The 13,136-nt window shown below is 68.1% G+C and carries 8 protein-coding genes and 1 pseudogene; 4 read left to right on the top strand and 5 right to left on the bottom strand.

What is annotated here, in order from left to right; all coding sequences use genetic code 11:
• Positions 1-3,312, bottom strand: a 3,312-nt coding sequence (gene dnaE, locus J7024_RS34300; RefSeq protein WP_234745878.1) for a DNA polymerase III subunit alpha, incomplete at its 3' end; no start/stop codon positions are given.
• A 223-nt stretch (positions 3,313-3,535) separates the two neighbouring features.
• Between dnaE and J7024_RS34305 the strand changes: the two genes are divergently transcribed.
• Positions 3,536-4,390: a sulfurtransferase gene (locus J7024_RS34305; protein WP_124827621.1), complete on the top strand. Its 855-nt coding sequence runs from the start codon at positions 3,536-3,538 to the stop codon at positions 4,388-4,390.
• 22 nt (positions 4,391-4,412) lie between these two features.
• Entirely contained in the window at positions 4,413-5,306 is an 894-nt protein-coding gene (gene gluQRS, locus J7024_RS34310; RefSeq protein WP_124827622.1) for a tRNA glutamyl-Q(34) synthetase GluQRS, read from the top strand.
• Between the two features lie 261 nt (positions 5,307-5,567).
• Here the strand turns inward: gluQRS and J7024_RS34315 are convergent, their stop codons facing one another.
• The 4 genes from J7024_RS34315 to purT all read right to left on the bottom strand — a co-directional run bounded on the left by J7024_RS34315 (position 5,568) and on the right by purT (position 9,435).
• Positions 5,568-7,106, bottom strand: a complete 1,539-nt coding sequence (locus tag J7024_RS34315; RefSeq protein WP_124827623.1) for a DEAD/DEAH box helicase — start codon at positions 7,104-7,106, stop codon at positions 5,568-5,570.
• 407 nt (positions 7,107-7,513) lie between these two features.
• Positions 7,514-7,894, bottom strand: a complete 381-nt coding sequence (locus tag J7024_RS34320; protein WP_096507682.1) for an MliC family protein — start codon at positions 7,892-7,894, stop codon at positions 7,514-7,516.
• Between the two features lie 100 nt (positions 7,895-7,994).
• Positions 7,995-8,198 (bottom strand): DUF6726 family protein, encoded by a 204-nt coding sequence (locus J7024_RS34325; RefSeq protein ID WP_124827624.1) that lies wholly within the window; start codon positions 8,196-8,198, stop codon positions 7,995-7,997.
• Between the two features lie 22 nt (positions 8,199-8,220).
• Positions 8,221-9,435: a formate-dependent phosphoribosylglycinamide formyltransferase gene (purT, locus tag J7024_RS34330; protein ID WP_124827625.1), complete on the bottom strand. Its 1,215-nt coding sequence runs from the start codon at positions 9,433-9,435 to the stop codon at positions 8,221-8,223.
• Positions 9,436-9,651: 216 nt separating this feature from the next.
• Here purT and J7024_RS34335 point away from each other — a divergent pair, with 216 nt between their 5' ends.
• Entirely contained in the window at positions 9,652-10,197 is a 546-nt protein-coding gene (locus J7024_RS34335) for an META domain-containing protein (RefSeq protein WP_124827626.1), read from the top strand.
• A 180-nt stretch (positions 10,198-10,377) separates the two neighbouring features.
• Positions 10,378-13,136: pseudogene (locus J7024_RS34340) on the top strand (DNA translocase FtsK); the annotation flags it as partial.

The raw sequence follows: 13,136 nt of genomic DNA on the forward strand, positions 1-13,136 counted from the left end.
CGCGGCCGCCGGATCGTCCTTCGACACGTGCGGCTCCAGCACGCGGCGCAGCGCCGCCGCATCGGCATTGCCGTTCATCGTCAGCCGCACCGCCTGCGCGTAGCGGCTGCGTGCGCGCTCGAGATCCATCACCGTGTCGGCCGTGAAGCGGATGCCGCCCGTGAACGCATCGTTGCGCGCCTGCCCCTGCACGATCAGCAGTTCGTCTTCCTTGAACAGCGCCTTGTTCGCCTCGAACTGTTCGTTGAAGATCGTGATCTCGCACTGGCCCGAACCGTCGTCGAGCAACGCGATCAGCATCTTGCCGCGCTGGGTCATCTGCGTGCGCAGCGACGCGATGATGCCCGCGACGAGCTTGTCGCGCCCTTCCTTCAGGTCGCCGATCTTCTGCCTCACGAACCGGCGCACCTCGTCGCGATACGCGTCGAACAGGTGGCCGGACAGGTAGAAGCCGAGCGCGCCCTTCTCTTCCTGCAGGCGCTTCTTGTCGTCCCACGCGGGTTCGTCGACGAGCGCATGCGCGTGCGGCGACTCGGCGCCCATGTCGAACAGGCCGGCCTGCATCGCGTTGGCCGCGGCCTGCTCGGCTGCTTCCATCGCGAGCGGCACCGACGCGAGCAACTGCGCGCGGTTCGCGTTCAGCGCATCGAATGCGCCGGCGCGGATCAGCGCCTCGACCGTGCGACGGTTGACGACGCGCCGGTCGATCCGCTCGCAGAAGTCGAACAGGTCGGTGAACGGCTTTTCCTCGCGCGCACGCAGGATTTCCTCGATCGCGTTCTGGCCGCTGCCCTTCACCGCACCGAGGCCATAGCGGATCGTGCGCGAGCGCTTGCCGTCGGCTTCGGCGACAGGCTCGAACCGGTAATGCGACTGGTTGATGTCCGGCGGCAGCACGGCGAGGTTGTTCACGACACAGTCGTCGAACAGGATCTTCACCTTGTCGGTGTCGTCCATCGCGAGCGTCATGTTGGCCGCCATGAATTCGGCCGGATGGTGCGCCTTCAGCCACGCGGTGTAATACGCGAGCAGCGCATAGGCCGCCGCGTGCGACTTGTTGAAGCCGTAGCCCGCGAACTTCTCCATCAAGTCGAAGATCTCGTCGGACTTCTCGCGCGTGAGGCCGTTCTTCGCCGCACCCTCGGCGAAGATCTCGCGGTGCTTGACCATCTCCTCGGGCTTTTTCTTGCCCATCGCGCGGCGCAGCAAGTCGGCGCCGCCGAGCGAGTAGCCGCCGATGATCTGCGCCATCTGCATCACCTGCTCCTGATAGACCATGATGCCGTAGGTCTCTTTCAGGACGGGTTCGACGCGCGGATCCGGATAGTCGACCTTCTCGCGCCCGTGCTTCCGTGCGCAGAAGCTCGGGATCAGGTCCATCGGGCCCGGACGGTACAACGACACGAGCGCGATGATGTCCTCGAAGCGGTCGGGCTGCGCATCCTTCAGCATGCCCTGCATCCCGCGGCTTTCCAGCTGGAACACTGCGACCGTGTTCGCCTTCTTCAGGATCTGGAACGACGCCGGATCGTCGAGCGGCACCTGCGCGAGCGACCAGTCGGCCTTCGACGGGTCGAGCCGGCGAATGTAGCGCTCGGCCCAGTCGAGGATCGTCAGGGTCGTCAGACCCAGAAAGTCGAACTTCACGAGGCCGACGGCTTCGACGTCGTCCTTGTCATACTGGCTGACGACGCCGCCGTCGTCGCCCTGCGTGTACAGCGGGCAGAAATCGGTCAGCTTGCCCGGCGCGATCAGCACGCCGCCCGCGTGCATCCCGACGTTACGCGTCAAGCCCTCGACGCGCTGCGCGAGGTCGAGCAACTGGTGCACTTCGTCCTCGTGGTCGTAGCGCTCCTGCAGTTGCGGCTCTTCCTTCATCGCGTCGGCGATCGTCACGTGCTTGCCCGGCTTGAACGGGATCAGCTTCGCGACGCCATCGGTGAACATGTAGCCGAGATCGAGCACGCGCCCGATGTCGCGCACGGCCGCCTTCGCGGCCATCGTGCCGAAGGTGGCGATCTGCGACACGGCGTCCGCGCCGTATTTTTCCTTCACGTACTGGATCACGCGATCGCGGCCGTGCTGGCAGAAGTCGATGTCGAAGTCGGGCATCGACACGCGTTCCGGATTCAGGAATCGCTCGAACAGCAGGTTGTAGCGCAGCGGATCCAGATCGGTAATGCCGAGCGCGTACGCGACCAGCGAGCCGGCGCCCGAGCCCCGGCCCGGGCCGACCGGCACGCCGTTGTTCTTGGCCCAGTTGATGAAGTCGGCAACGATCAGGAAGTAGCCCGGGAAGCCCATCTTCGTGATGGTCCCGCACTCGAATTCGAGCCGCTTGTAATACGTGTCGCGCTGCGCATCGCGCTCCGCGGCGTCCGGATACAGCTGTTCGAGGCGTTTCTCGAGCCCCTCCTTCGACAGCTGCACCAGGTAGTCGTCGAGCGACATACCGTCCGGCGTCGGGAACAGCGGCAGCTTCGGCTTGCCGAGCTCGAGTTTCAGGTTGCAGCGCTTCGCGATCTCGACCGTGTTCGCCACCGCCGACGGCAGGTCGGCGAACAGCGCGACCATGTCGTCCTGCGTGCGGAAATACTGATCGGTCGTGAAGCGCTTCTGGCGCCGCGGATTCGCGAGCATGTCGCCTTCCGAGATGCACACGCGCGCTTCGTGCGCGGTGAAATCATCGCCGGTCATGAACTGCGTCGGATGCGTTGCCACGACCGGCAGCTTCAACGACGCGGCGAGCGTCGCTGCCTGCTGGATATACGTCTCGGCGCCCGGCTGGCCGTAACGCTGCAGCTCGATGTAAAAGCCGCCAGGGAACACCTTGGCCCAGCGCTCGGCGTGGCGGCGCGCCGCCTCTTCGTTACCGGCGGCAAGCGCGAGCCCAATGTCGCCCTGCTGTGCACCCGACAGCGCGAGCAGCCCTTGCGACAGCTCGCCTTCGAGCCAGCTCGCGTCGAGCTCCGCGCGACCGCGGTACTGGTTCGTGAGCCACGCCTTCGACAGCAGCTCGCACAGGTTCAGGTAGCCGACCTTGTCCTTCACCAGCAGCAGCAGGCGCGACGGTTTGTCGCGATCGTCCGGATTGGTGATCCAGACGTCGCAGCCGGCGATCGGCTTGATGCCCTTGCCGCGGGCTTCCTGGTAGAAACGGACGAGGCCGAATGCATTGCCGAGATCGGTGAGGGCGAGCGCGCCCTGGCCGTCCGCGGCCGCCGCCTTGACGATGTCGTCGAGACGCACGATGCCGTCGGCAATCGAGAATTCGGAGTGAACGCGAAGATGGACGAAGCGAGGATCTGACATGGGCGTTATTGTAGCCGCGTCGTCGCGCAGGCTGCCCAAAAAATCCCCCCGCCCGGCCGTCCGGCCGATGCGCGCGACCTCGGCCGAACGGCCGGGTGCCGGTGCGGGCCCGGTTTGCGGGATAATACGGGTTTTCGAATCTTCGCCCCGGCTTCGCACCCTTTTTTGCGGGGCCGCCGTGCGCCTCGCCGCACGGCCGCGGCCGTTTTCCCGTCGGACCATCATGACCATCGTCAACCTCGCCGCCTACCACTTCGTGTCGCTCGACGCGACCGAGCAATGGCGTCCGCTCGTCACCGCCCGCTGCAACGAACTCGGCCTGCGCGGCACGATCCTGCTCGCGCCGGAAGGCATCAACCTGTTCATCGCCGGCCCGCGCGAAGCGGCCGACGCGTTCATCGACTACCTCCGCCACGATCCACTGTTCGAAGGCAAGTTTGCGACGCTGCAGTTCAAGGAAAGCCTGTCCGACTCGCAGCCGTTTCGCCGGATGCTCGTGCGCCTGAAGCGCGAGATCATCACGATGAAGAAGCCGGCGATCAAGCCCGAGCTCGGCCGCGCGCCGTCGGTCGACGCGCGCACGCTGAAGGCGTGGCTCGACCGCGGCCACGACGATGCGGGCCGCCCGGTCGTGATGCTCGACACGCGCAACGCGTTCGAGATCGACGTCGGCACGTTCGACGACGCGCTCGACTACCGGATCGAGAAGTTCAGCGAGTTCCCGGAGGTGATCGACGCGAACCGCGCCGATCTCGAGGGCAAGACAGTCGTGTCGTTCTGCACCGGCGGCATCCGCTGCGAGAAGGCCGCGATCCACATGAAGGAAATCGGCATCGAGAACGTGTACCAACTCGAAGGCGGGATCCTGAAGTATTTCGAGGAAGTCGGCGGCGCGCACTATCACGGCGACTGCTTCGTGTTCGACTATCGCACCGCGCTGAACCCGCAACTGCAGCCGACCGAGAACGTCACGTGCTTCGCGTGCCGCGCGGTCGTCACGCCGCAAGCGCAGCAATCGCCGAGCTACGTGCCCGGCAAGTCGTGCCCGGCCTGCGCACAGGCGGCCAGCGCCGCGTAAGCGTGCGCCGCCCCACGCTTCGATGAACGGCTACCGCGGCCGCTTCGCGCCGTCGCCCACCGGCCCGCTGCATTTCGGCTCGCTGGTCGGCGCGCTCGCGAGCTGGCTCGATGCGCGCGCACACGGCGGCGCGTGGCTCGTGCGCATCGAGGATATCGACGGCCCGCGCACGGTGCCGGGCGCCGCCGACGACATCCTCGCGACGCTCGCGCATTTCGGCATGACACCCGACGAGCCGCCCGTGCGGCAAAGCACGCGCGATGCGCACTACGCGGTCGCGCTCGAGCAGCTCGTCGCCGCAGGGCTCGTGTATCCATGCGGCTGCACGCGCAAGGAAATCGCCGACTCGCTGCGCGCGGCACACGAGCGCCATACGACGCTCGCCTATCCTGGCACCTGTCGCACCGGCCTGCACGGCAAGCCTGCGCGTGCATGGCGGCTGCGCGTGCCGGACGGCGCAGACGCCATCGTCACGTTCGACGACCGCTGGCAGCACACGCAATCGCAGAACCTCGCAACCGAAGTCGGCGATTTCGTGCTGAAGCGCGCGGACGGCCAGTGGGCCTATCAGCTCGCGGTCGTGGTCGACGACGCCGACGCAGGCATCACGCACGTCGTGCGCGGGGCCGACCTGCTCGATTCGACCGCACGCCAGATCTATCTGCAACGCTGTCTCGGCGTGCCGACACCCGAATATCTGCACGTTCCCGTCGTCGTCGACGCCAACGGCGAAAAGCTCAGCAAGCAGACGGGTGCGACCGCGCTCGAGCGCGACGATCCGCTGCCGGCCCTTCGGGCCGCTGCCACACATCTCGGCCTGGCGGCCGATGGCGATCTATCGGGCAATACGCTGGATGCGTTCTATGCGGCCGCCACCGACGCGTGGGCACGCCGCTTCGGGCTGCGGGCCGGTTGAGCGGCTCGCCGGGCACCGGTTTGGTCTGCGGCAGCCGCCTCGCGATGCGGCCCGCGGTGCTAAACCCGGTCGCATGAAAGCGTGACAGAGCCGGAACGCCACGCTCGATGACGACGGTGCCGCAACACGTCGAAATCCTCGCTGCCGGCAATCAGAGTCCCCTTCAAATCGTCTCGCCCAATGAAAAACGGGCACATGCTCACCGCATGCACCCGTTTCTTCGGCGGCACTTGCGCGCCGCCCCACAGCGTATTCCGCCGCTTATGCAGACGGCTTGCGCGGCATCCCGAACCCACCGAGCAGTGCGGCGACCTGACGCTTCGGCCCCTTCTTCTCCGGGTGGTGCTCGGACTGCACTTCTTCCGGCTGTTTCGCCGACGCCGACGGTTCGTACGGCTTCAGGAAGAAATCGTCGACCGGCGGTTCATGGCGGCGGTGATGGCCGCGCTCGGAACCGCCCGGGCGCCGACCCGACGCACCGCGATGCTCTTCACGCTCGCGGCGGCCGCCGCGCTCGCCACGTTCACCACGCTCACCGCCGCGTTCGTCCTGACGATGACGCGCCGGCTTGGTCAGCGCGAGCGCCTGCACGTCGAGCGGACGCTTGATCAGCTTTTCGATATCGGCGAGCTGCTTGCGCTCGTTCGGGCTGCACAGCGACAGCGCATCGCCCGTCGCACCCGCGCGGCCCGTGCGGCCGATCCGGTGCACGTAGTCTTCCGCGCTGAACGGCAGGTCGAAGTTGATCACGGCCGGCAGTTCGGCGATGTCGAGGCCACGCGCGGCCACGTCGGTCGCGACCAGCGCCTCGATCTCGCCGCGCTTGAACGCGTCGAGCGCCTGCATCCGCTCGATCTGCGTCTTGTCGCCGTGGATCGCCGACGCGACCACGCCGTCGCGCTCGAGGTTGCGGGCGAGCCGGCTCGCGCCGATCTTGCTGTTGCAGAACACGATCACCTGCTTGAGCCCGCGCTCGCGCATCAGTTGCACGACGGCCGCCTGCTTGTCGCCTTCGGCGACGTCGTAGACGATCTGCGTGACGTTCGCATTGGTCGAGTTGCTGCGCGCGACCTCGATCGTCTGCGGGTTGCGCAGGTAGGTCGAGGCGAGTTTCTTGATTTCGCCCGAGAACGTGGCCGAGAACAGCAACGTCTGACGCTCCTTCGGCAGCAGGTTCAGGATGCGCTGCAGGTCGGGCAGGAAGCCCATGTCGAGCATCCGGTCGGCTTCGTCGAGCACGAGGATCTGAACCTGGCCGAGATTCGCCGTCTTTTGCTGCACATGGTCGAGCAGGCGGCCCGGCGTCGCGATCAGGATCTCGACGCCGCGGCGCAATTCGGCCATCTGCGGGTTCATGTCGACGCCGCCGAACACCACCGCGCTGCGCAGCGGCGTGTGCTTCGCATATGCGTGCACGTTCGCGGCAACCTGGTCGGCGAGTTCGCGGGTCGGCGTGAGAATCAGCGCCCGCACCGGGTGGCGCGCCGGAGACGCGCTCGTATTGGCCTGCGGCAGCAGCCGCTGGATGATCGGCAGCGAGAAACTCGCGGTCTTGCCGGTACCCGTTTGCGCGGCGCCCATGACGTCGCGGCCGGCGAGCACGACCGGAATGGCCTGCGCCTGGATCGGCGTCGGCGTCGTATAACCCTGCTCCGCAATGGCTTTCAGGATATCGGCGGCAAGGCCGAATTGATCGAAGGTTGCGTCGACGGGCTTGGCGACAGAATCGGACATGGTGGCGTTTCGCTCAAAAGGCGCGGCGGGGACATCGTGCGTCAGGCCGGCCGGGCCTGCGCTCATCACATTTCGGAAGTAGACGGAGCCGCGGCGCGCCGCGCGGCGCCGCTCTGGCGCTCGGAACCAGTTCAATTCGAACGTCGGCTCCCACAAGGCCGTGCGGACTCCGTTCGGCGCGAATGCCGGCGGAAAGGGCCGTATTGTAGCACTGCGCAGCCATCTGTCCGTGACAACGCCGCGAACGGCCCTGGTGGCGGTTCGCGGCGTACGCCGGCAGGCCGGGCGCGGGTCGATCCGGGATGCGATCGGGCCAGTCCGATCGGCAGGTTGGCGAAATTCGGGGTCGAATCTCGATCATTCCTGCCGACCTGCCGGGCGAGCCGGATCATCGCCCCGCCCTCCAACTCAACACCGAACCGGCCGACGCACCGCTTCCCGCACATCCGCATGCGCGTTCGACCGCGCGGCGATCAGCCCTTCTTCTTTTTCTTCTCGACCTGCACGCAGTCGCCGAGCAACGGCGGCGACTTCGGGTCGGCGATCTCGTCGCGCAGCGTCCCTTCCTTGCCCTTCGTCCACCACGTATAGCGTCCGGCCTGGTAGCGCACGCCCGATGCCGACACGGTGTCGACGAACAGCAACTGCTGGCCGTTGACCGGCACCAGCGCGAAACTCTGGGCGTTGCCCGCGTGCCAGTACGACACACGCACCGGCTGCTTCTGGTTCGCGCACTGGTACACGGCAATCTGGCGAGAATCGGCGTCGATTTCCTCGACGGTCAGTTGCGCGGCATGCGCGACGGAAACGGCGGTGCCGGCCAGCGCGAGCGCGGCGAAGGTTTGGCGAATCATGCAGGTCCTCTCACGAGACGGGGGGAAACGCGCCCTCGCGGGGCGCACGGTTATCGCTGGTTGTTGGTTATTCGTCCATGGTTCTTCGACGAGACTTCGCTCAGGGATCGATGACGTCGGCGCACGCATCGGTCGGTGCGGCCGCGACGTGGCCGACGAGCGGCACGATCTTCAGCCCGGCCGACGCGACCCGGCACGGCGCGGCCGCGAGACCGCAACCCGCGAGGCTCGCGACGAGCGCCAGCGCGGCACCCAGTCTGCCGATCCGTCGAATCGTTCCGATTTGCAACCACGTCGACGCCATCGCTTTCTCCTGGTTTTGCCGGTCAGCGCGTCGACACGGGCCGCACGGCCGCCGCCGCGCGCTTCGCGCGTTCGCGGGCTTCGTCGACGTTCGCACCGGTCGCGAGCGCGACGCCCATGCGCCGCTTCGCGAAGCTCTCCGGCTTGCCGAACAGGCGCAGGTCGGCGCCCGGCACCGCCAGCGCGTCGCGTACGCCTTCGAACGCAATGCCGCGCTCGTCGAGCCCGCCATAGATCACCGCCGACGCGGCCGGCGAGCCGAGCGCCGGATCGACCGGCAGCCCGAGAATCGCGCGCGCGTGCAGTTCGAATTCCGACTGGCGTTGCGACGCGAGCGTGACGAGACCGGTGTCGTGCGGCCGCGGGCTCACCTCGGAGAACCAGACTTCGTCGCCGCGCACGAACAGCTCGACGCCGAACATCCCGCGCCCGCCGAGCGCCTCGGTCACCTTGTGCGCGATCTCGCGCGACTTCTCCAGCGCGGCCGCGCTCATCGGCTGCGGCTGCCACGATTCGACGTAGTCGCCTGCCACCTGCACGTGGCCGACCGGCTCGCAGAAGTAGGTGCGCGTCTCGAGCGTCGCCGGATCGATCGCGCGCACGGTCAGTTGCGTGATCTCGTACTCGAAATCGATGAAGCCCTCGACGATCACGCGGCCGTGGTTCACGCGGCCGCCGGCCATCGCGTAGTCCCATGCGGGCTTGATGTCGGCTTCGGTCCGCACGACCGACTGCCCCTTGCCCGACGAAGACATCACCGGCTTCACGACGCACGGCATGCCGATCTTCGCGACGGCGGCGCTGAACGCGTCGAACGACTCCGCGAACGCATACGGCGACGTCGCCAGCCCGAGTTCCTCGGCCGCGAGCCGGCGGATGCCTTCGCGGTTCATCGTGAGCTGCGTCGCGCGCGCGGTCGGGATCACCTCGGCGAGGCCGGCGGCCTCGATCGCCGCGAGCGCGTCGGTCGCGATCGCCTCGATCTCCGGCACGATCAGGTGCGGACGCTCCGCCTCGACGATCGCGCGCAGCGCGGCGGCGTCCGTCATGTCGATCACGTGCGCACGATGCGCGACCTGATGGCCCGGCGCGTCCGGGTAGCGGTCGACCGCGACGACTTCGACACCGAGCCGCTGCAACGCGATGATGACTTCCTTGCCGAGTTCGCCGGCGCCGAGCAGCATGACGCGCGTGGCCGACGGAGAAAGCGGCGTACCGAGCCGCTGACCGATCTGCATGTGATTTCCCGCTGGTTCTGTTGGAGGACGAAAACGGCTTCGATGTTAACACGCGCATCCGCGCCGGCTTGGGCGGTTTCGTCGCGCAGCCGCCACGCCGCGCGAGGCTCGCGGGCGGGCTGCGAACGTTTTCACGCGTGAAGTGTCGGCTCGCCTCGCGCGGGGCGGGTGCGTTACTCTTACGCCTTGATCAGAATCCGATGAGGAACGAGGCTCATGTCCCACCTGTCCGCAGCCGCACACGCACGCACCGGCCTGCTTCGCCCGTTGCGCGCGCCGCTCTGCGCGTTGACGCTTGCCACGCTTCTCGCCGCCTGCGCGATGCCGACTCACCCCGATTCCGCCGCACCCGCACCCGACCCTTACAACCCCGCCGCCGTGCAACTGCTCGACGATACGAGCTGGGAACTCACGAGCTGGCTGAACGCCGACGGCACGCCGCGCACGATTCCGCACGGTGATAACGGCGAGCCGATCAAGCTCGCGCTGTCCGCCCAGTCGGGCATCCGGCAAGCAAGCGGTTTTTCGGGCTGCAATCGCTATATGGGAACCTATGCGCTGAAGAACGGCCTGCTGAGCTTCGGCCCGCTCGCCGGCACGCGCATGGCATGCCCGAACACGCTCGGCGGCGAACTCGAACACGCGTACCTCGACGCGCTCGCACACGTCCAGAAGACCGGCGTGCAGATGCGCGACCCGCAGCAGTTGCAGATCGTGACCGAAGCCGGTGCAACGCTGACCTTCACGCGCCGGAGCCCCTGATGCAACGCGCGGGTAAAGGCCGACCGGCCGCCTTTGCCGCGCGCGTACACCGGACGCATGCGTCCCGCGGCCGGAACGCGCGTCCGCGCGTCGATGCCGCCTTAGAGTCTTGTTCATCGGCCGGTTAAACTCGGCGGGTCGCGCACCGCGCTCCCCGCCCTCTTCCTGTTTCATCACAGCATGCATACGGTTGTCTTCGGCTGGTTCGGCATCTCCGCCGTCTGGTTCCTTCTTCTCTTCTGGCGTCTCGTTCAGGCGATGCTGCCCGGCGGCGGCGGACTCGCCGGCCGCGGCTCGATTCGCCTGTGGCTCGGCTTCGCGGCCGTGTTCGTCGCGAGCTGCACGCTGACGAGCCCATTGTCGGGCCCCGACACGAACGGGCTCGGCCATGCGTTCTCGACCGGCTTCGCGCACGTGCTCGGCCCGATCGGCACACCGGTCGCGATGGTCGTGCTGCTGCTCGCGGGGCTGCCCTGGCTGACCGGTATCGGCTGGCGGCAGTTCGCCGCGTGGGTCGACACGTCGTTCGGCGTCAAACTTGCGCGCGATGTCGACGACGACGATGCGCGCGGCGTCGCCGATCTGCCGCGCAGTGCGCTGCACCGCGACGACGACGTCGTGCAGCCGACCACCGCGCACACGGTCAACTCGATGGCGCCCCGGCAGAACGGCCGGTATTCGCGCCCGACGCTATGGAAGCCCGATCCGCAGGCGCGGCCGAAACCGCGCAGCAAGTCAGCGCCGCGTCCGCTCACGGAACCCGTCGCGCCGTCCGGCTGGCTGAAGCCGACGCCGGTCAATCGCGTGCCGACTCCACCCGTGCCCTCCACGACCAGCCCACTGCCGCCGCCGACGACCGGCAGCACCGCGAGCCTCGCGCGCGCCGCGGCGAACGCACAAGTGCCGCGCCCGGATCCCGCACCGCTTCCGGCCGGGTTCGAACCGGTACGGCCGCGACCGACCGCCGTCCGGCCTGCGGCTGCCGCGCTGAAACAACCGGCAGCACCCCGTACTTCGGTCACACCGCGGCCTGTCAGCGCGACGCCGCCGCACCCGTTCCCGTCGCCGGGCGTGCGGGCGTGCGCGGCGACGGGAACGGGTGCGGCCGGCAAGTCGGCCGATGCCGCACGACGCCGCCCCGCGCCGCCGACGCCCGCACGCGCGCCGCTCTACGCGTGGGTGCAACAACCGGCGGAGCCGATTACGCCGTCGCCGAGCGTTCATGACACGCTGCGCTCGATCGAGGCCAGCACCGCGCAGTGGGCGATGCTGGACAACACCCGCTCGACGAATGGATCGAACGCGACGGCAACCGCCGCGACCGCAGCCGGAGCGATCGCGGCGGCAAGCAGTGTCGCCGCGTCCGCATCGACTGCAGTGCCGGGCGGGTTCGTTCCGGCTACGCCGCAGATCGCACCGCACGACACGGATCGCCCGGACGAACACGCGGCTGTGCCGGCATACGACGACAATGCCCCGATCGTGCTCGATGCGTTCATGCCCGCCGAGCCGAGCGTGCAAGCGCATGCTGCCGCTTCGGGTGCCATGCTGTCCGGCCATACCGCGCAACCCGAGGTGTCGGACCTCCACGCCGGCACCGAAGCGCCGGCACAGCACGCGAACGACGAGAGTCGGCATGTCGCGGATGCGCCTGTCGCGCCGGCATTCCATACCTCCATCGACTTTGCACCGTGGGAAGACATCGTCAGCCCGCCGTTTGCCGCTATCGATGCGTCACGGAAACGCCCGATTGCCGCTTCGCCGGCGGTCAGCGCTGAACCGGTCGCGGCCGGCCAGTCTTCGATGGCCATCCCGTCCGCAGCAAGCGATACGGCTCGCAACTTCGATGCGAACGAAGCAGCAACCACCACCGGCATCGGCGCCCCGTTCGAATCGCAACCCGCGCTCTCTGCCGATACCACCATATCGGCAGATTCGGGACACAACACGCGTGACGTCCTGAGCGGCACGAATGGCATGAATGGTGCGAAGGCCGTCGAGCAAGTCGCGACGCCCTCTCATCCTCCAGTTTCGCCTGTTGCGGAAACACCGGCGCGCACACTTGCCGACGTGATGCCGGTTGCGGCGGCCACGCCCGCGCTCGCCGCGTCGAGCGCGGCACCGGCCCACGCCGTGACGGGAACCGTATGGAAAAATGATGCAGCCGTGAAAAACGTTGCAGCGGCTGCGCCGCTGTCCGTGAGCACGCAACGCCCCATGACACCGGCAATGGACGCCTCGCCCGCACCGTCGACTTCCGCGATCGCCGAACCTGCCTCGTCTAACGCCGCGACATCTACGCCGTGGTCGAGCCCGCTGTCGGCCCGCCCCTTCGCCGCTGCGCCGACTTCCTCGACTTCCTCGACCGCCGGCACATCGTCGCCCGTCGCCACGCCTGTCGTCGCGCCCGTTTCGGCTACGCCCGCACCGGCCATTACGCCGAACCGCACGCCTGCTGCCGTAGCGCCTTCATTTGGCGGCGTGACCAACACGGCATCGGGTTCGCCGTCGCAACCGGCCGCACCGGCCGTCGCATCGGTTGCACCGTCGGCGCTGGCTAGCGTGACGAGCACCGTGGATGGTTCCGGCAATCGCGCGTCGTTCGCGGCGCCGGCCATCGCGCCCGCAGCATCGTCGACGCTCAGCGCCGCTGCCGGTCCGGTATCCGGCTCGATTACGCGCTCATCCGCACCGGCGGCAGCAGCCGCGCCTGCCCCGACGCCGGCGGCAAACACCGCTGGCGTGTCCACGGCGCAGCCTTCGACGCCCGCACCGTCCGCATCGATCGGCACGTCGTTCAGGGCAACCGCGTCGCAACCGATCGCAAGCACCCCGACAGCCGCGGCCACCGCGACGCCTTCCGCATCGCCGGGCGCCACGCTTGCCGCCATGTCGACCGCGTCGGCCACCGGTTCGATGGCATCGTGGACCGGCGCCGT

The organism is Burkholderia sp. WTPI3 (genome assembly GCF_021483755.1).
In the GTDB taxonomy this organism is placed as follows: domain Bacteria; phylum Pseudomonadota; class Gammaproteobacteria; order Burkholderiales; family Burkholderiaceae; genus Burkholderia.

Bases quoted from the DNA above. Each gene is read 5' to 3' on its own strand.
- purT (WP_124827625.1), bottom strand. From the start codon at position 9,435: ATGCAGATCGGTCAGCGGCTCGGTACGCCGCTTTCTCCGTCGGCCACG.
- J7024_RS34305 (WP_124827621.1), top strand. From the start codon at position 3,536: ATGACCATCGTCAACCTCGCCGCCTACCACTTCGTGTCGCTCGACGCG.
- J7024_RS34315 (WP_124827623.1), bottom strand. From the start codon at position 7,106: ATGAGCGCAGGCCCGGCCGGCCTGACGCACGATGTCCCCGCCGCGCCT.
- J7024_RS34325 (WP_124827624.1), bottom strand. From the start codon at position 8,198: ATGGCGTCGACGTGGTTGCAAATCGGAACGATTCGACGGATCGGCAGA.
- J7024_RS34335 (WP_124827626.1), top strand. From the start codon at position 9,652: ATGTCCCACCTGTCCGCAGCCGCACACGCACGCACCGGCCTGCTTCGC.
- gluQRS (WP_124827622.1), top strand. From the start codon at position 4,413: ATGAACGGCTACCGCGGCCGCTTCGCGCCGTCGCCCACCGGCCCGCTG.
- J7024_RS34320 (WP_096507682.1), bottom strand. From the start codon at position 7,894: ATGATTCGCCAAACCTTCGCCGCGCTCGCGCTGGCCGGCACCGCCGTT.